The following is a 17396-nucleotide window of genomic DNA, read 5'->3' on the forward strand; positions in this document are numbered from 1 at the left end:
GGGACAAGGAGCCAACGGTGGGAGCAGGGGTGTCGATCATCTTCCGAGATAAACCTCAATTACCCGTTCATTCGCCTGCACATCGTCCAGCGACCCTTCGGCCAGTACGCTGCCTTGATGCAGAACGGTGACGTGATCGGCTATCGAGCCGACGAAGCCCATGTCGTGCTCCACCACCATCAACGAGTGTTTGCCCGCCAGGCTTTTGAACAGCTCGGCGGTGAACTCGGTTTCGGCGTCGGTCATCCCCGCCACGGGCTCATCGAGCAACAGCAATTGCGGGTCCTGGACCAGCAGCATGCCGATCTCCAGAAACTGCTTCTGACCGTGGGACAGCAGTCCCGCCGGGCGATGCATCGAAGACGTCAGGCGGATGGTTTCCAGCACTTCGTGGATGCGGTCGCGCTGCTCGCCGGTCAGGCGTGCGCGCAAACTGGCCCACACTGATTTGTCGGTCTTCTGCGCCAGCTCCAGGTTTTCGAACACGCTCAAGGCTTCGAACACCGTTGGCTTCTGGAATTTGCGGCCGATCCCCGATTGGGCGATCTGCACTTCACTCATCTGCGTCAGGTCCAGGGTCTCGCCGAACCAGGCCTTGCCGTGGCTTGGGCGAGTCTTGCCGGTAATCACGTCCATCAGCGTGGTCTTGCCCGCGCCGTTGGGGCCGATGATGCAGCGCAGTTCGCCGACGCTGATATACAGGTTCAGGTTGTTCAACGCCTTGAAGCCATCGAAGCTGACGCTGATGTCTTCCAGGGTCAGGATCGTGCCGTGCCGTGTGTTAAGAAGGCCTTCTTGGGCACGCTGGCCGAGGCCGATGGCATCACGGCTGGTGCCCGCGTCTGAATTTGGATCGAGGATGGGTTCGAGCATGAAGGCGGGTGTCGGTGTGGTTTTCATTGCTCGCCCCTTTTCTTCAGCAGGCCAATCACGCCTTTGGGCAGGTACAACGTCACGCCAATAAACAGCGCACCGAGGAAGAACAGCCAGTACTCGGGGAAGGCCACGGTAAACCAGCTCTTCATACCGTTGACCAGTCCGGCGCCCAGCAGCGGGCCGATCAGCGTGCCACGTCCGCCCAAGGCGACCCAGACAGCCGCTTCAATGGAGTTGGTCGGCGACATTTCGCTGGGGTTGATGATGCCGACTTGCGGCACATACAGCGCCCCGGCCAGGCCGCACAGTACGGCGCTCAACACCCAGACGAACAGCTTGAAACCGCGTGGGTCGTAGCCGCAGAACATCAGGCGGTTTTCGGCATCACGCAGCGCCGTCAGGACCCGGCCGAACTTGCTTTGCGCCAGGCGCCAGCCGACAAACAGGCTGCCCACCAGCAGGACCACGGTGGCCAGAAACAAGGTCGCCCGGGTGCCCTGCGAACTGATGCTGAAGCCCAGAATGCTGCGGAAGTTGGTGAAGCCGTTGTTGCCGCCGAAGCCGGTTTCGTTGCGAAAAAACAGGAGCATCCCGGCGAAGGTCAGAGCCTGGGTCATGATCGAGAAATACACACCCTTGATCCGCGAGCGGAAGGCAAAGAAACCGAAAGTCAACGCCAATAAGCCAGGGGCCAAGACCACCAGGCACATGGCCCAGAGGAAGTGATTGGTCCCGGTCCAGTACCAGGGCAGTTCGGTCCACGACAGAAAGGTCATGAACGCAGGTAACTCATCGCCTGCCGCTTCACGCATCAGGTACATGCCCATGGCATAGCCGCCGAGGGCGAAGAACAGCCCGTGCCCCAGCGACAGCAGCCCGGCGTAACCCCAGACCAGGTCCAGCGCGAGGGCAACGATGGCGTAGCACAGGATTTTGCCCACCAGCGTCAGGGTGTAGGCCGAGACGTGCAGGCTGTTATCGGCTGGCAGTAACGACAACAGTGCCAGTGCGACCAGCAGCACGAGCACGACTGTGCAGAGGGCCAGGGTGATTTTCGGGCCGGCCTTTTGCGCGGCCGTCACCATAAGAGGCTGGTTCATCAGTCAATCACCCGTCCTTTCAGTGCGAAGAGCCCTTGCGGACGTTTCTGGATAAACAGAATGATCAGCGCCAGGATCAGGATCTTGCCAAGTACGGCGCCGATCTGAGGTTCGAGGATTTTGTTGGCGATGCCCAGCCCGAAGGCCGCCATCACGCTACCGGCCAATTGACCGACCCCGCCCAGCACCACGACCAGGAACGAGTCGATGATGTAGCTCTGGCCCAAGTCCGGGCCAACGTTGCCGATTTGACTCAAGGCCACGCCACCCAGGCCTGCGATGCCTGAGCCAAGACCGAAGGCCATCATGTCGATGCGTCCGGTGGGCACGCCGCAGCAGGCGGCCATGTTGCGGTTCTGAGTGACGGCGCGCACGTTCAGACCCAGACGGGTCTTGTTCAGCAGCAGCCAGGTCAGGACCACCACGAACAGCGCGAAGGCGATGATCACGATCCGGTTGTAGGGCAGCACCAGGTTGGGCAGTACTTGAATACCGCCCGACAGCCACTCGGGGTTGGCGACTTCAACGTTCTGCGCGCCGAACACCAGGCGCACCGTCTGGATCAGCATCAGGCTGATACCCCAGGTCGCGAGCAGGGTTTCCAGGGGGCGGCCATACAGATGGCGAATCACCGTGCGTTCCAGCGCCATGCCGATAACCGCCGTGACGAAGAACGCCACCGGCAGCGCGACCACTGGATAGAACTCCAATGCCCCTGGCGCATAGCGCTGGAACATCAGCTGCACGACATAAGTGGAGTAGGCCCCGAGCATCAGCATCTCGCCGTGGGCCATGTTGATCACGCCCAGCAGGCCGAAGGTGATCGCCAGTCCCAGCGCGGCCAACAGCAGAATCGAGCCCAGCGACAGGCCGCTGAAAGCCTGACCGAGGATCTCGCCGATCAGCAGTTTGCGTTTGACCTGCGCCAGGCTGGTTTCAGCCGCCGTGCGCACACCCGCATCGGTTTCGACAGCCGGGTCGAGCAGGGTTTCCAGGCGTGTGCGGGCCAATGGGTCGCCGGTTTCACCCAGTAAGCGGACGGCTGCCAGGCGTACGGCTGGGTCGGTATCTACCAGTTGCAGATTGGCCAGCGCCAGGCTCAAGGCGGTGTGTACGTCGGCGTTGGTTTCGCTCGCAAGCTGCCGATCAAGGAATTTCAGTTGCGCCGGTTTCGCGCTTTTTTGCAGGTGTTGCGCGGCGCCCAGACGCAGCTTGGCGTCGGCGGCGAGTAATTGGTGACTGGCGAGGGCGGTGTCGACCAGCCCGCGCAGTCGGTTATTCAGGCGAAGGACTTTGGTTTCACCGTCGACGGTAATCTGCCCCTGTTGCAGGCTGTTGATCAACTCGACACGTGCCGGATCGGGCTGTGCGGCCCACGCTTCAAGCAGTTTGGCTTGTTGCCCGGGATCGGCCGCAACGAAGTCGCCGGCATCACTGGCATGGGCTGCAAAGGGCAACAGCAGTATCAGGGCGAGAATGAAGCGGTAAAAAGCAGTAGGCATATCGGTGTCTCACGTTCATGCGCGGACTTTGTAGGAGCGAACGTGTTCGCGAAGGCCAGACAACGCGGTCGGTCAGGCACTCCGCGCCGCATGGCCTTCGCAGACAAGTCAGCTCCTACAAGGCGAGCTGAATCAGGAATAAAACCTACTTAGTTGCTCTTCACTGCATAGTCTGGCTTTTTGTCGTTGCCAGGGATGTACGGGCTCCACGGTTGCGCGCGGATCGGTTCCTTGGTCTGCCAGACCACGTTGAACTGACCGTCGTCCTGGATTTCGCCGATCATTACCGGTTTGTGCAGGTGATGGTTGGTCTTGTCCATCGTCAGGGTGAAGCCCGACGGTGCGGCGAAGGTTTGACCGGCCATCGCTTCGCGGACCTTGTCGACGTCGGTCGATTTGGCTTTCTCGACCGCTTGCGCCCACATGTGGATGCCGACGTAAGTGGCTTCCATCGGGTCGTTGGTCACCGCTTTGTCAGCGCCCGGCAGGTTTTTCTTCTTGGCGTAGGCTTTCCAGTCAGCGACAAACTTGGTGTTGACCGGGTTCTGTACGGATTCGAAGTAGTTCCAGGCAGCGAGGTTGCCCACCAACGGCTTGGTGTCGATACCGCGCAGTTCTTCTTCGCCGACCGAGAACGCAACAACCGGCACGTCGGTGGCTTTCAGGCCCTGGTTGGCCAGCTCTTTATAGAACGGCACGTTGGAGTCGCCGTTGACCGTGGAGATCACAGCGGTCTTGCCACCGGCAGAGAATTTTTTGATGTTTGACACGATGGTCTGGTAATCGCTGTGACCGAACGGGGTGTAAACCTCTTCGATGTCTTTGTCTGCAACGCCTTTGGACTTGAGGAATGACCGCAGAATTTTGTTGGTGGTGCGTGGGTAGACGTAGTCAGTGCCCAGCAGGAAGAAGCGCTTGGCGCTGCCGCCTTCTTCGCCCATCAGGTATTCGACTGCAGGAATGGCTTGCTGGTTAGGCGCCGCACCGGTGTAGAAGACGTTAGGCGACATTTCTTCGCCTTCGTATTGCACCGGGTAGAACAGCAGCCCGTTGAGTTCTTCGAACACCGGCAACACCGATTTACGCGAGACCGACGTCCAGCAGCCGAAGACCACCGCCACCTTGTCCTGGGTCAGCAACTGACGGCCCTTTTCAGCGAACAGCGGCCAGTTGGAGGCCGGGTCGACGACCACGGCTTCGAGCATTTTTCCGTTGACGCCGCCCTTGGCGTTGATTTCGTCGATGGTCATCAACGCCATGTCTTTGAGTGAGGTCTCAGAGATCGCCATGGTGCCGGACAGTGAATGCAGAATCCCGACTTTGATCGTTTCGGCTGCCTGGATAGTCCAGGTCATGCCCATTGCGGCAATCGAGGCGGACAGGGTGAAAGCTTTGATCAGACTGCGACGCTTCATAGGGCCATCTCCATTCACTTGGAATTTTTAGTAGGGCGAATCAGAACACCTGAAAGCTTCTTAGCAAAGGCTATGCCCAGCTCGGGAAATGAAGCATATGCGGGGGGTATATCGGCTGAATATGTCAGGAGTGCACCACGATGATGCCGTGCAAAACCCTTGGTGCGCGGTTGCGGGTGCAAACGGTGCGTAATCTGGGGGTGTCAGATGGCTTGATGCCAGGGGTAAGCAACCTGCAACGAGCGTTGCCTGCTATAGCAAAATGGGTCCTGAAACCGGGCGGGGGAGGAACTCATCAAAATCCCTCCCGCCAGGTATCAGGACCCACACCTGCAATCTAGGCTGTCGCGGCAGATTTGGCAAAGCGCGAAAGGACTAACCGATCGAATAGGCACATTCCCACTAATGAAGCTCCCACCAGCGGAAACGCGACACCCACGGCGATCATGATGATGATCGCGGTTTTCCAGCGAGGCAGGTCATGGCGCAGCGGCGGGACACCCAGGCCACCTTGCGGGCGACGCTGCCACCAGATCACCAACCCGCTGACGGCGCTGAGCAGCACCATCAAGCAAATCAGGAAAATGATGAGCTGGTTGATCCAGCCAAAGAACTTCCCTTCATGCAGCATTACCCCCATTTCCGTGGCGCGGGAAACCGTGCTGTAGTCTTTCCAGCCCACATCGGCCAGCACCTTGCCGGTGTACTGATCAATGTGCAGGGTGGCATCGTTGCGCGGGTCGTCGGCGAACACTGAGACGGTGAACACGCCATCGGCGGTGGCGGGTTGTGTGATGCTGTAGCCCGGCTCTATGCGGTGCTCGGTAGCGATGTCGACGACCTGTTGCAGCGACACCGTGGGCGCAGCGGGTGCCGACATGCCGCCGTGAGCCATGTGTTCGGCGTGGTCACCGGACAGTGGCATTGGGGTGTTTTCCAGGGCCCAAGGGACGGTCTGGCGGGTCGCGGTATTGAGCTCGCCGGCCTGTTTGTCGGACGTGGGGATATCGTTCCACATCGCCGCCGGGAAGGTGTTCCAGACGTCGGCGAATTGCTTGCCCCAAAAGCCGGTCTAGGTCATGCCGCTGAGCAGCATCAACAGCAGCAACAGGGCGCCCCAAAAACCGGTCACCGCATGCACGTCTCGCCACAGCGCGCGCCCGCGACTCTTGAACCGGGGCCACAGCACGCCTGCCCCGGATTTGCCCCGTGGCCACCACAGGTACAGGCCCGACACCACCAGCAGAATGCCCCAGCCAGCGGCCAGTTCAATCAGCCGGTCACCGACTTTGCCGATCATTAATTCGCCATGCAGGGCACGGGCGATGGCTTGCACGTTATTCCGGGCATCCTGCTCGCCAAGAATATTCCCGCTATACGGGTCGATAAACACGTTCAACTCGCGACCGTCCTGCTGCATCACGAATTGCGCGCTGCCTTGGGCGCTCAACGGCGGCAGGTACTTGCTGACATGCGCCTGCGGATAATCGACTTGCACCCACTGTTGCAGCACATCGGCGCTGAGCCGGTGCTGGCCTGGCGTCACGTACAGCAAATCGCTGTACATCAGGGTGTCCAGTTGAGGCTTGAACAGATAAATCATCCCGGTCAGGGACAGCAGGATCATGAACGGTGCGACGAACAGGCCGGCATAGAAATGCCAGCGCCATGCAAGGTTGTAGAAGGAGACATTTGATTTATTCATGTGTAGCGCTCCCGGCGACATCATTTACAACACGGTTCTGATGGAACAGAGGAGCAGGCATGCCCGCTCCTCTGGAGGCGCAGTGGTCTAGAAACTCATGTCGACTTTGGTCCACAACGTGCGGCCCGGTTCGTTGATCGACTGCGGGTCGTCTGAAGGGAAGCCAAAACCGGCGTTGCCAGCCAGGTTCAGGTGCTCGGCATAGGCTTTGTCCAGGAGGTTATCGACGCCGGCACTGACCTTCAGGTGCTTGTTGATCCGGTAGGCGCCATTCAGCGAGAACACGCCAAACCCCGCGCTGTCACCGAGGTCTTTGCCGACCACGTTGCCCTTGTTCAGGTCGACTCGGGTCTGCGCGCTGACCACCCGCCACAAGGCCCCGGCGCTCCAGGCGTCGCGGCTGTAGCTGAGGCCCAGACGGGTCTCGAGTGGCGGCATTTGCGGCAGGGCGGTGCCGTCACTGCTGTTCTTGCCCCAGGCGTAGGCCAGGGTCGCATCGGTTTTCCAGTTGGACGTCAGCTGGTACGCCGCGCCCAGTTCGCCGCCCATGATCCGGGCGTCGATGTTCTCGGCCTGAGAGGTCGTGCCCATCATGCCGGTGGTGTAGTTGAACAGAATGTAATCGCGGACCTGGCCCACATAGCCCGACGCCCAGGCTTGCAAGTCGTCATGCTGGTATTGCACGCCGAAATCCAGTTGCGTGGTTTTTTCCGGTTTGATCGCGTCGAAGGCATTGAGTGATCCGGCCGGGCCTGAGGTGGGGGAAAACAGTTCCCAATAATCCGGAAAGCGCTGCACATGGCCCAGGCCGACGTAGAGCGTGGCAGGCGTTGCGGCAAGGTCGTGCTCATAACGCACAAAGCCACTGGGCAGGGTGTCGGCGCGGGTCTCGTTGGCCGTAGGGTTCGCCTTGGCCGTCATTCCCGAACCGCTGCTTTTCCGGTAATCCTTGGCCGAGGCACGGTCTAGGCGCGCCCCTGTGATCAGTCGATTATCCTGCGCGACGTACCACGTCAGTTCGCTGAATACCCCGTAGTTGTGGAAGTCTGCATCCTTGGTCCACGGCAGCTCCTTATAGGCGTCGATGCCCATGGCACTGCGCTGGCGGTGCTCGTTGGTCTGCGCATCGATGCCACTGATCAACTGCACGTCGGCCCAGCGCCACGTGGCCTTGATCCGTGCGCCCAGAGTGCGGCGATCCACGTTCGATGCCATTGGCCCGGCCATCATTCCGGTGCCGGACGGCGTGCGCAGGCTGTAGTTGTCCATCACATGGTCGGCGTAGTTGTAGTAGACCTGAGCCTCAACCTTGTCCAGAACATCGCCGATGTTGGACTTCTCGAAACGCAGCCCCAGGCTCTCGCGCTTGAACTGCGACCCGTCCATGCCGCGCCCGGCATAACGGGCTTCACCGTCACCTTTGCCAGCGGTCAATTCCACCAGCGTGTCGGCATCCGGGGTCCAACCCAGCGCCACATCGCCGTTCCACTTGTCCCACCGCGACGGCACGGTATTGCCATTGCCGTCCTTGTAATCGTCGGAGTGGGACTGGTTGCCGATCACCCTCGCGTAACCCAATTCACCGCCGGCTGCGGCGTCTATCAGCTTGTCGAAACGGCCATTTGAACCGGCCAGTACGCTGGCGTTGACCCGGCTGCCCAGCTCGCCGAATTTCTCGGGTTCACGTTCGAACAGCACCGTGCCCGCCGAAGCGCCTGGCCCCCAGAGCACAGTCTGCGGACCCTTGATCACGGTCAGGCGGTCAAAGGTTTCCGGGGAAATATACGACGTGGGTGCGTCCATTCGATTTGGGCAGGCGCCCAGCATCATGCCGCCGTTGGTGAGAATGTTCAGGCGTGAGCCGAACATCCCGCGCAACACCGGATCGCCATTGGTCCCGCCCGCGCGAATGGCGGAAAACCCGGGAATGGTTTTCAGGTAATCCGCCCCGTCGCTGGCCGGAACCGGCTGACGTGGGTCTTTGGGGTTGGTCACTATCGTCAGCGGCGAGCTGGGGGCGATGGCCGTGATCACAGTCGGGCTGATCTCGGTGGCGTCTTGCTGAGGCACATCAAGGGTCGGCAGCGCAAACGCCAGAGGCGTGAACATGCAACCGCACAGTACGGCGACTGCGTGTTTCATGCGCAGCTGAGGTTCGTTCAGGGTAAAGCAGGGAGCCACTCGCATCGTGCGCAGGCGAGTCTTGGCAGTGGAGCTGGACATAAGCGTTCCATCATCAAACAATCAGGATCGTCACACCCTGCAACCGCTTCAGGCGGTGCATGCAGGTGTGGACAATAAGGGTGTCAGAGCAGGACTGAAGAGGGTGGCGCGCGGGTGCGGGCGTTGGGAAATGTGGTGTGCCGCGCATAACCCTGGCGGGCTGCTGCGGTAAAAAAGCCCGTCGGTTTTGGCGGGGTGGCGGCGATAAAGGCCAGCGCCTGCGGCAGTGCCGGGCAACTGAACAGCAGCGTGCAATAACCGCACTTGGCCCATATGACGTGATCGGTTGCGGCCGAGGGTGTGGCCTGTTCTGCGCTGTGGCACTCGGGGGCGTCCGCCGTCATGTCCATGGACGCGGACATCGGCATCGACATACCGGCGTGCTGATCCATCGGCATCGCTTGGGAAATCAGCGGGCCGATAAAGATCATCAACATAGCGAACAGGCTCAGCCATGCGCCTCGCGTCCCATTGGGACGAGGCTGCACGGAGGACCTGAAGCCTGGTGAGCGCCTGTGGCTCAACGCAGGTCAGTCAGTTACTGCATGTGCATATGCATGGGTTCGGCATTCTCGTCCGGTGCTTGTTTTTGCACCGCAACCTCGACCGTTACGTCACCGGCTTTTTCGAAATGCAGCGTTAGCGGGAAACGCTGGCCGTCGACGAGCGTCGACTTGTCCTTAAGCTCCAGCAGCATGACGTGATAGCCCATCGGCGCAAATACGACCTCGCCACCTGGGGGAATGTCGACGTTCTGCACTTGCTGCATTTTCATCAGGCCATTCTCATGCCGGTGCTCATGCAGCTCGGCTTTGCCGGCCACGGGCGTGCTGACACTGAGCAGGCGATCGGGGGTTTTACCGTTGTTGTGCACGACGAAATACGCGGCCACGGTAGGCGCGTTGGGCGGCAACTCCATGGACCACGGATGAGCGATGTGCAATTCGCCGACGGCGTATTCGTGGGCATTGGCAAAGCAGGCAGGCAGCAACAGTGCGGCCACAACAAGGATTTTCTTGATCATGGTATTTCTCCAGCGGGATCGAGTCCGATGCGCCCAGCCTCAGAGGCTATGGCGCTTATTCAACGGCTTGGATCAGACCTGTGGAGAAGCACGTGGATTGAGGCTCGGCCATTGCTGGCGTGGAGACAGCGGCGCGGGGGAATGAATCGAAAGGGTTTGCTGTGTTTCAATCCGAGAGGCGTACCACGTAGCAAAACTGGCTGGGATCGCCACCAGCGGCGCGGACCCACTGCAGCACCAGCAATGCTGCATGGTCGAATGATCATCGTTGTGCGGCGCGCTGTGATCGGCCTTGCCCAACGAAATCGCCACCAGCTTAGTGCCGCTGGCCGTACAGAAACTGCCCCACACCACTTGCTCGCTGGCCGTCTTTGGCGCCGCCCCGGAAAGCGGCATGGCAAGCATGTTGAACAGCACTGCAAAGCAGGCGATCCAGGCAAATGCCATCCGACGTTGGGACATGGGAGGTGCTTTCCGTTTCAGTAAGCGATCAATGGCGCTATTTAGCCTGAATGGCCGGGATAAGTAAAAAAACAGGCTGTGGTGTGATGCCGCAGAGTTTTGCGTGTGAGGCTCAGGTGTTACGCCACCGGCACTGCATGCACTTCAATGTTCACGCCAAGCTTTGAGCGCATAACGGTGAAAATTGCGGCCAAATTATCCATGCTGGGATTGCCACTTACCGAGAGCATGCGATGGAGGCTTTTGCTGGGTTTTGCCGTTTCTTTGGCGAGGCCTTCAAAGCCAACGGTGGCATTAACCAAATCGCGCAGAATGACTCGCGCAATCTCGGGTTCTCCATTGAGAAACAATGTGGCAGCTTCGTCCAGAAGTGCTTGGGCGAAGGCTGGGTCTCGCTGGGCCCGGTCGGCCACTGTTTGTTTGAAATTACGGGTGAGAGCCATGAGTTACCTCGCTCGTTTTGATACGTTTTTCCGGGTTTTGTAGTCGGTCATCAATGTCTTTGCGTGTTTGATATCAGCTTTCTGACCGGACTTGGTGCCTCCTGCAAATAGAATGATCAAGCGCATACCCTCCTGTACCAGGTAGATCCTGTAGCCAGGGCCCCAATCGATACGATATTCCCCCATTCCATCGAACCACTTGATGTTAGAGGTATTGCCCATCTCCATCCTGAGAATAGCTGTGGAGATTTTGGCGGCGGATTGGGCATCCAGCGTCGAAAACCAGCTCTTGAAAGGGCTCGTGTCGTCAGCGTTCAGATACTCTTCAACTGTGATCGTCATGCGGTGAAGGTAACAAATAAGTTACCTTTAAGGCAAATAACGACTGGCTATCCATTCGTCCTGAGCAATGAAGATGAGGATAACGCTATAAAAAACCGTGGTTGCCCAAGGTGATGAGTAGCCGATCTACATCTAAAAACTCCCGATCCACCCCCGGCAACACCGGCCTGCGCAGTATCAGCACCGGCACCCCTCGCTCCCGTGCCACTTCCAGTTTCGGTTCAGTCGCGCTGCTGCCACTGTTTTTGCTGATCAGGACGTCGATAGACCGACGTTCGAACAAGGTGCGTTCGTCGTCCAGCACAAAGGGCCCGCGGGCGCCGATCACTTCGCAGCGTTCGTTGCCTGGGTAGTCGTCCAGGGCACGCAAGGTCCAGAACTGGTGGACGGGGATTTCGTGCAGGTGCTGCAAGGGTTCGCGACCGAGGGTGAACAGTGGCCGCTTGAAGGGCTCGAGGGCGGTGATCAGCTCGGCCCAGTCGCCGACTTCGCGCCAGTCATCGTCAGGTTGTGCCGCCCAGGCCGGGCGTCGCAGGGCCCAACAGGGGATGTCGCTGAGGTGTGCGGCGGTCACGGCATTTTGGCTGATCTGTGCCGCGTAGGGATGCGTCGCGTCCAGCAGCAAATCGATGCGTTCATCACGAATGAACTGTGCCAGACCCTCAGCCCCGCCATAGCCGCCGACCCGCACCTGGCACGCCAGATCCGTCGGTACCCGGCCCACGCCTGCCAGGCTGTAGACATGCTGCGGCCCTAGTCGGCGCGCAATCGCCAGGGCCTCGGTGACGCCGCCGAGCAATAGCAGACGCTTCATTCGTTGACTCCCGCCTGACCGACGATCCCGCCTTGGCGGTCGATGGCAAACACTTCCACGTGAACCTGCGTCGGCACCACACTGAGGGCAAACGCCCGTGCATGACGGCACACCTCGTCGCCCAGGGCGATACCGGCCGCACTGGCCATCGCCAACGCTTGCTGGCTGGTGTTGGCCTCGCGGATGGCGTGTTGCAATGTTGCATCGGCGCCGAGGGTCGCGGCCCACTCGGCCAATTGAGGCAGGTCGATACTGGAGTGACGGCTGTGCAGGTCCATATGCCCGGCCGCCAGTTTGCTGATCTTGCCGAAGCCGCCGCAAATGCTCAGTTTATCCACAGGCACTTTGCGCAGATGCTTGAGCACCGCGCCGACAAAGTCGCCCATCTCGATCAAGGCGATTTCCGGCAGGTCGTAGACCCGGCGCATGGTGTCTTCGCTGGCGTTGCCGGTGCAGGCGGCGATGTGCAGATAACCATTGGTTTTGGCGACGTCGATGCCTTGATGGATCGATGCGATATACGCCGCGCAGGAAAACGGTCGAACGATGCCACTGGTGCCGAGGATCGACAGGCCACCGAGAATGCCGAGCCGAGGGTTCATGGTTTTCAGCGCCAGTGCTTCGCCGCCTTCGACACACAGGGTGACTTCGAAACCACCGGCGTATCCGGCCTGATCTGCCAGCCGCAGCAAATGTTCGCTGATCATCTTGCGCGGCACCGGATTGATCGCGGGCTCGCCCACATTCAACACCAGACCAGGACGGGTAACGGTGCCGACCCCGGGGCCCGCAACGAATTGCACGCCGGTTTCCGGTGTGAGTCGCACCCGTGAAAATACCAACGCACCATGGGTCACATCCGGGTCGTCGCCAGCATCCTTGATCGTGCCCGCTTCAGCGCCATCGGCAAATGGTCGGCAGAACTCCAGGCGCATGTGCACCTGTTTGCCTTTGGGCAAGACGATTTCCACCGCGTCACTTGCCTCGCCGACGAGCAGCAAGCGGGCCGCCGCCAGGCAGGTGGCTGTCGCGCAACTGCCGGTGGTGTAGCCGCTGCGCAAGGGGGCGGGTTGTTCGGCGGTTTCGGCGCGCATCAGGGTTTGATCGCTTCAAGCAGGGTGATGGGCAGCGCCTGGCGCCAGGTATCGAATTCGCCCAGTGGCTTGGCGTGGGCGATATGGATGCGGGTCAGTTCGCCGCCATGCTGTTCACGCCAGGTGATCAGCGCGGTCTCGCTTTGCAGGGTGACGGCGTTGGCGACCAGTCGTCCGCCAGAGCGCAGCTGTTGCCAGCAGGTGTCGAGGACGCCGGGACGTGTGACGCCGCCGCCGATGAAAATCGCATCGGGCGCTTCCATACCTTGCAGCGCCTGAGGTGCTCGGCCACGAATCAATTGCAGGCCCGGCACGCCCAACGCGTCGCGGTTGTGCTCGATCAGTAACTGGCGACCCTCGTCGGCTTCGACCGCCAGCGCACGGCAGCTTGGGTGCGCGCGCATCCATTCGATGCCGATGGAGCCGCAACCCGCGCCCACGTCCCACAACAGTTCACCGGGTGCCGGGGCCAGGCGGGCGAGGGTGATGGCGCGCACATCGCGTTTGGTCAGTTGACCGTCATGTTCAAAGGCGCTGTCCGCCAGCCCGGCCAGCAAGGACAGGCGTGGCGCATTGGGTTCAGCACGGCATTCGATGGCGACCAGATTCAGCGCCGCAATCGGCAAGTCGGTCCACTCACTGGCAATGCCTTCGACCCGGCGTTCAGCGTCTCCGCCCAAATGCTCCAGCACCGTCATCCGGCTCGGGCCGAAGCCACGTGCACGCAACAGTTCGGCGATGGCGGCGGGGCTGCTGCCGTCGTTGCTCAACACCAACAGGCGCAAACCGTTATGCAACTGCGCGTTCAACGCCGCCAGCGGTCGTGCAACCACTGACAAGGTGACCACGTCCTGCAATGGCCAACCCAAGCGCGCAGCGGCCAATGAATAAGAGGAGGGCGCAGGTAGCACCAGCATTTCATCGACACTGACCTGTCGCGCCAGGCTGGCGCCCACGCCAAACAACATGGGGTCGCCACTGGCCAGCACGCAAATTGGCGTGCCACGCTGCTCAAGCACCGGATTCAGGGAAAACGGGCTGGGCCAGGGGCTTCGCTCGGCGCGAATGCAGGCGGGCAGCAGATCAAGCTGGCGCTGCCCACCAAACACCTGCCCGGCTTGCAGCAATGCACGGCGAGCTGTCTTGCCCAAGCCTTTGAAGCCGTCCTCACCGATTCCCACGACTGTCAGCCACGGCGCCATGTACATTCCTCAGCCAACTAATGAGTACTTCCGACAGACCGGCTTTTCATGCCTGCGGACAAAGCAGGCATAATACCGCGCCCAATGGGCTATAGCGCCTTTTCAAATTCTGCCGGGTGACCCATTGAACGAGCCAATGCCTGCTCGCACGTCCTCAATCTCTTTACGCCCCTCGGCTTGTCCGGGGCTGCTGCGCATCGTCCCGGCACTGGACGGCGGTATTTGCCGGATCAAGCTGGCGGGCGGGTCGATCACTGCAGCCCAGGCGTGCGTGGTGGCCGATGCGGCGCAACGTTATGCCGGGGGTGTGATCGAGGCGACCAACCGCGCGAACCTGCAGATTCGCGGGGTCGGTGCCGATCAGGACGGCTTGATCGCCATTCTATTGGACGCCGGTCTGGGGCCGAGTAACCCTGCAAGCGATGATGTGCGCAACCTGATGCTCAGCCCGACGGCCGGCATCGACCCGCAGCAGTTGTTCGACAGCCGGCCGTTGGCCGCGCAGATTCTCGGCACCCTGGAGAGCGAGCCTCGTTTCCATGACCTGTCGCCCAAATTTGCCCTGTTGCTGGATGGCGGCGAAGCGCTGGCGATGCTCGAACACCCCCATGACCTGTGGTTGTCTGCACGGATGATCGACGGCGACGTCCTGATGGCGTTCGGCCTGGCCGGTTGCCCTGCCGAGGATGCGCCGCTGGCGGCTGTTCCGCTGAGTCATGCTCATGAGCTGGTGGTGGCGGTGCTGGACGCGTTCCTTGAACTGGCACGACCCGAGCAGGTGCGGATGCGCCATGTACTGGCCGAAATGTCGACCGAGGCGTTTCTTCTGGTGGTGGCCAAACGCATGACTGTTGAATTCTGTAGGCGCCAACGTGTTGGCGAATGGCTTGACACGGTTTGCCTGACACACCGCCTCGCGAGCAAGCTCGCTCCTACAGGGGGCCAATTGCCGTCCCCTGTGAATCGGCATCTTGGCATTTATCCTCAGGACGTGGCCGGTTTGGTGTCTGTCGGTGGCGCAGCGCCGCTGGGGCGACTTGACGCGTCGATGTTGCGCGCGGTCGCGAAATTGGCCGCCGAATGGGGCGACGGAACGTTGCGCCTGACACCTTGGCAGAGCCTGTTACTGCCGAACATTCACCGTGACCACGCGGCGAACGTGCTGACGGGCCTGCAGGCCGCCGGGTTGATCTGCTCGCCCGAACAACCGTTGGCCCACTTGATCGCCTGCACCGGCTCGGCTGGCTGTGGCAAAGGGTTGGCCGACACCAAGGCGGATGCCCTGCTGCTGGCCGCCCGACTCGAACACCTCGACCTGAAACTGGCGGTGCACCTGACGGGCTGTTCGCGTTCATGCGCGGCGGCCCATGTCGCCCCGGTGACCTTGCTGGCGGTGTCCGCCGGCCATTACGACCTCTATTTTCGCGACGCGCAGCAACCGGGTTTCGGTAGCTTGCGCGCGCGTGACCTTACTATTGAAGCAGTCGGCACGCTGTTAGCCGCCGACTCACGGAGCAGCACCGATGATTGATTACATCCGCGACGGTCAGGAGATCTATCGCAACTCCTTCTCGATCATTCGCGCCGAGGCCCGGCTTGATCAGATCCCTGCCGACCTGGAAAAGCTCGCGGTGCGGGTGATCCATGCGTGTGGGATGGTTGAGGTCATTGAAGACCTGCGCTTCTCCCCCGGTGCTGGCACGGCCGGGCGCATTGCGCTGGCCGCCGGTGCGCCGATCCTGTGCGATGCGCGCATGGTGTCCGAAGGGGTCACCCGCACACGCTTGCCCGCCAACAACCCGGTGATTTGCACCCTTAAAGACGAAGGCGTGCCGGAGCTGGCCCGCGAGCTGGGCAATACTCGCTCTGCCGCCGCGCTGGAACTGTGGCGCCCGTACCTGGAAGGCAGCGTCGTGGTGATTGGCAATGCGCCAACCGCGTTGTTCTACCTATTGGAAATGCTCGATGCCGGTGCACCTAAACCGGCCTTGATCCTCGGCTTCCCGGTCGGCTTTGTCGGCGCGGCAGAGTCCAAGACAATGCTCGCGGCGAACAGCCGTGGTGTGCCGTTTGTGATCATGCAGGGCCGTCGTGGCGGCAGCGCCATGGCCGCGGCTGCGGTCAACGCCCTGGCAACGGAGATCGAATGATGCAGCAACCCGGTCGTTTGATTGGCCTGGGCGTCGGCCCCGGCGATCCTGAGCTGATTACCGTCAAAGCCCTGCGCCTGTTGCGCGAGTCGCCGGTGGTTGCGTACTTCGTCGCCAAGGGCAAGAAAGGCAACGCGTTCGGCATCATTGAAGCCCACCTGCAAGACGCGCAGACCCTGTTGCCGCTGGTGTACCCGGTGACCACCGAAGCCTTGCCTGCGCCGTTGTCCTACGAGCAAGTGATCAGCGACTTCTACGATGACGCCAGTATGGCCTTGGCCGCGCACCTGGACGCGGGGCGCGATGTCGCGGTGATCTGTGAAGGCGATCCGTTCTTCTACGGCTCGTATATGTACCTGCACGACCGCCTCGCCGAGCGCTATGAAGCCGAAGTGGTGCCGGGCGTCTGCTCGATGCTCGGCGGCGCTTCGGTCCTGGGCGCGCCGCTGGTGTACCGCAATCAAAGCCTGTCGGTGCTCTCCGGTGTCCTGCCCCACGACGAGCTCAAGCGTCGTCTGGCCGATGCCGATGCGGCGGTGATCATGAAGCTGGGACGCAACTTCCCCAAAGTCCGGCAAGTGCTGGAAGAACTCGGCATGGCGGATCGCGCGTTGTATGTCGAGCGCGCAACCATGTCCAATCAGAAGATCGTGGCGCTGGATCAGGTCGAGCCAATGTCTTCACCGTATTTCTCCCTGATCATCGTTCCGGGCGAAAGGTGGCAAGGCTGATGATGGTTAAAACACCCGCCATCGTCATTCTGGGCAACGGCAGCCTGGCGACGGCACGCCGCATTCAACAGCTTTATCCGGATGCTTTGATCCATGGGCTGGCGGCACGGGTTGAAGGTGCCGACCTGACGTACACCGAGTTTGGCGCCACGTTGCGTCAGCTCTATCAGCAGGACACGCCGATCATTGCCTTGTGTGCTGCCGGCATCGTGATCCGGACGCTGGCGCCCCTGCTCCTGGAAAAAGGCGTTGAGCCGCCCGTGCTGGCCGTGGCCGAAGACGGCAGTGCGGTCGTGCCGTTGTTGGGCGGGCT

16 protein-coding genes and 2 pseudogenes are annotated in these 17396 nt (G+C 61.0%); 4 read left to right on the forward strand and 14 right to left on the reverse strand.

The window, feature by feature from the left end; translation table 11 throughout:
- Positions 1-36 precede the first annotated feature (36 nt).
- The 14 genes and pseudogenes from urtD to cbiE form a co-directional block, all read right to left on the reverse strand.
- Complete coding sequence (gene urtD / locus K0F75_RS14125; RefSeq protein ID WP_219062491.1) at positions 37-900, reverse strand: urea ABC transporter ATP-binding protein UrtD; 864 nt, start codon at positions 898-900, stop codon at positions 37-39.
- Positions 897-1976 (reverse strand): urea ABC transporter permease subunit UrtC, encoded by a 1080-nt coding sequence (gene urtC, locus K0F75_RS14130; protein ID WP_219062492.1) that lies wholly within the window; start codon positions 1974-1976, stop codon positions 897-899. Before urtC ends, urtD begins: the two co-directional genes overlap by 4 nt.
- Complete coding sequence (gene urtB / locus K0F75_RS14135) at positions 1976-3478, reverse strand: urea ABC transporter permease subunit UrtB (RefSeq protein WP_219062493.1); 1503 nt, start codon at positions 3476-3478, stop codon at positions 1976-1978. Before urtB ends, urtC begins: the two co-directional genes overlap by 1 nt.
- 149 nt (positions 3479-3627) lie before the next feature.
- The gene (gene urtA, locus K0F75_RS14140) at positions 3628-4893 is read right to left on the reverse strand and encodes an urea ABC transporter substrate-binding protein (RefSeq protein WP_219062494.1); all 1266 of its coding nucleotides are present in this window, start codon (positions 4891-4893) and stop codon (positions 3628-3630) included.
- A 337-nt stretch (positions 4894-5230) separates the two neighbouring features.
- Positions 5231-6598: pseudogene (locus tag K0F75_RS14145) on the reverse strand (PepSY-associated TM helix domain-containing protein).
- Positions 6599-6685: 87 nt separating this feature from the next.
- A complete protein-coding gene (locus K0F75_RS14150; protein WP_219062495.1) occupies positions 6686-8821 on the reverse strand; it encodes a TonB-dependent copper receptor in 2136 nt (711 codons plus the stop codon).
- An 83-nt stretch (positions 8822-8904) separates the two neighbouring features.
- On the reverse strand, positions 8905-9309 hold the full coding sequence (locus tag K0F75_RS14155) for a DUF2946 domain-containing protein (RefSeq protein ID WP_257604376.1): 405 nt from the start codon (positions 9307-9309) through the stop codon (positions 8905-8907).
- Positions 9310-9359: 50 nt separating this feature from the next.
- Positions 9360-9845, reverse strand: a complete 486-nt coding sequence (locus K0F75_RS14160; protein WP_219062497.1) for a copper chaperone PCu(A)C — start codon at positions 9843-9845, stop codon at positions 9360-9362.
- Between the two features lie 72 nt (positions 9846-9917).
- Positions 9918-10307, reverse strand: coding sequence for a DUF2946 domain-containing protein (locus K0F75_RS14165; RefSeq protein ID WP_219062498.1), 390 nt, complete (start codon positions 10305-10307; stop codon positions 9918-9920).
- A gap of 119 nt (positions 10308-10426) precedes the next feature.
- Entirely contained in the window at positions 10427-10750 is a 324-nt protein-coding gene (locus K0F75_RS14170) for a DNA-binding protein (protein ID WP_219062499.1), read from the reverse strand.
- Between the two features lie 3 nt (positions 10751-10753).
- Positions 10754-11092 carry a type II toxin-antitoxin system RelE/ParE family toxin gene (locus tag K0F75_RS14175; protein ID WP_219062500.1) on the reverse strand — a complete coding sequence of 113 codons (339 nt, stop codon included), beginning with the start codon at positions 11090-11092 and terminating at the stop codon, positions 10754-10756.
- Positions 11093-11177: 85 nt separating this feature from the next.
- Complete coding sequence (locus K0F75_RS14180; protein ID WP_219062501.1) at positions 11178-11906, reverse strand: cobalt-precorrin-6A reductase; 729 nt, start codon at positions 11904-11906, stop codon at positions 11178-11180.
- The gene (locus K0F75_RS14185; protein ID WP_219062502.1) at positions 11903-13000 is read right to left on the reverse strand and encodes a cobalt-precorrin-5B (C(1))-methyltransferase; all 1098 of its coding nucleotides are present in this window, start codon (positions 12998-13000) and stop codon (positions 11903-11905) included. Before K0F75_RS14185 ends, K0F75_RS14180 begins: the two co-directional genes overlap by 4 nt.
- Entirely contained in the window at positions 13000-14202 is a 1203-nt protein-coding gene (cbiE, locus tag K0F75_RS14190; RefSeq protein WP_219062503.1) for a precorrin-6y C5,15-methyltransferase (decarboxylating) subunit CbiE, read from the reverse strand. Before cbiE ends, K0F75_RS14185 begins: the two co-directional genes overlap by 1 nt.
- Positions 14203-14326: 124 nt before the next feature.
- Here cbiE and cobG point away from each other — a divergent pair, with 124 nt between their 5' ends.
- From cobG to K0F75_RS25775, 4 genes and pseudogenes are all read left to right on the forward strand, one after another.
- Positions 14327-15733 carry a precorrin-3B synthase gene (cobG, locus tag K0F75_RS14195; protein ID WP_257604377.1) on the forward strand — a complete coding sequence of 469 codons (1407 nt, stop codon included), beginning with the start codon at positions 14327-14329 and terminating at the stop codon, positions 15731-15733.
- The gene (locus K0F75_RS14200) at positions 15726-16352 is read left to right on the forward strand and encodes a precorrin-8X methylmutase (protein ID WP_219062505.1); all 627 of its coding nucleotides are present in this window, start codon (positions 15726-15728) and stop codon (positions 16350-16352) included. The genes cobG and K0F75_RS14200 overlap by 8 nt, the downstream gene beginning before the upstream one ends.
- Positions 16352-17083: a precorrin-2 C(20)-methyltransferase gene (locus K0F75_RS14205; protein ID WP_219062579.1), complete on the forward strand. Its 732-nt coding sequence runs from the start codon at positions 16352-16354 to the stop codon at positions 17081-17083. Before K0F75_RS14200 ends, K0F75_RS14205 begins: the two co-directional genes overlap by 1 nt.
- Positions 17083-17396, forward strand: a pseudogene (locus tag K0F75_RS25775) (precorrin-3B C(17)-methyltransferase); the annotation flags it as partial. The gene K0F75_RS14205 and the pseudogene K0F75_RS25775, both read left to right, overlap by 1 nt.

It is taken from the genome of Pseudomonas sp. UMAB-08 (assembly GCF_900095225.1).
Classification (GTDB): domain Bacteria; phylum Pseudomonadota; class Gammaproteobacteria; order Pseudomonadales; family Pseudomonadaceae; genus Aquipseudomonas.

Coding starts and splice junctions, on each gene's coding strand:
- K0F75_RS14150 (WP_219062495.1), bottom strand. CDS start 8,821: ATGTCCAGCTCCACTGCCAAGACTCGCCTGCGCACGATGCGAGTGGCT.
- urtA (WP_219062494.1), bottom strand. CDS start 4,893: ATGAAGCGTCGCAGTCTGATCAAAGCTTTCACCCTGTCCGCCTCGATT.
- K0F75_RS14180 (WP_219062501.1), bottom strand. CDS start 11,906: ATGAAGCGTCTGCTATTGCTCGGCGGCGTCACCGAGGCCCTGGCGATT.
- cbiE (WP_219062503.1), bottom strand. CDS start 14,202: ATGGCGCCGTGGCTGACAGTCGTGGGAATCGGTGAGGACGGCTTCAAA.
- K0F75_RS14160 (WP_219062497.1), bottom strand. CDS start 9,845: ATGATCAAGAAAATCCTTGTTGTGGCCGCACTGTTGCTGCCTGCCTGC.
- K0F75_RS14200 (WP_219062505.1), top strand. CDS start 15,726: ATGATTGATTACATCCGCGACGGTCAGGAGATCTATCGCAACTCCTTC.
- K0F75_RS14165 (WP_219062498.1), bottom strand. CDS start 10,307: ATGTCCCAACGTCGGATGGCATTTGCCTGGATCGCCTGCTTTGCAGTG.
- urtD (WP_219062491.1), bottom strand. CDS start 900: ATGAAAACCACACCGACACCCGCCTTCATGCTCGAACCCATCCTCGAT.
- K0F75_RS14175 (WP_219062500.1), bottom strand. CDS start 11,092: ATGACGATCACAGTTGAAGAGTATCTGAACGCTGACGACACGAGCCCT.
- K0F75_RS14205 (WP_219062579.1), top strand. CDS start 16,352: ATGCAGCAACCCGGTCGTTTGATTGGCCTGGGCGTCGGCCCCGGCGAT.
- urtB (WP_219062493.1), bottom strand. CDS start 3,478: ATGCCTACTGCTTTTTACCGCTTCATTCTCGCCCTGATACTGCTGTTG.
- urtC (WP_219062492.1), bottom strand. CDS start 1,976: ATGAACCAGCCTCTTATGGTGACGGCCGCGCAAAAGGCCGGCCCGAAA.
- K0F75_RS14170 (WP_219062499.1), bottom strand. CDS start 10,750: ATGGCTCTCACCCGTAATTTCAAACAAACAGTGGCCGACCGGGCCCAG.
- K0F75_RS14185 (WP_219062502.1), bottom strand. CDS start 13,000: ATGCGCGCCGAAACCGCCGAACAACCCGCCCCCTTGCGCAGCGGCTAC.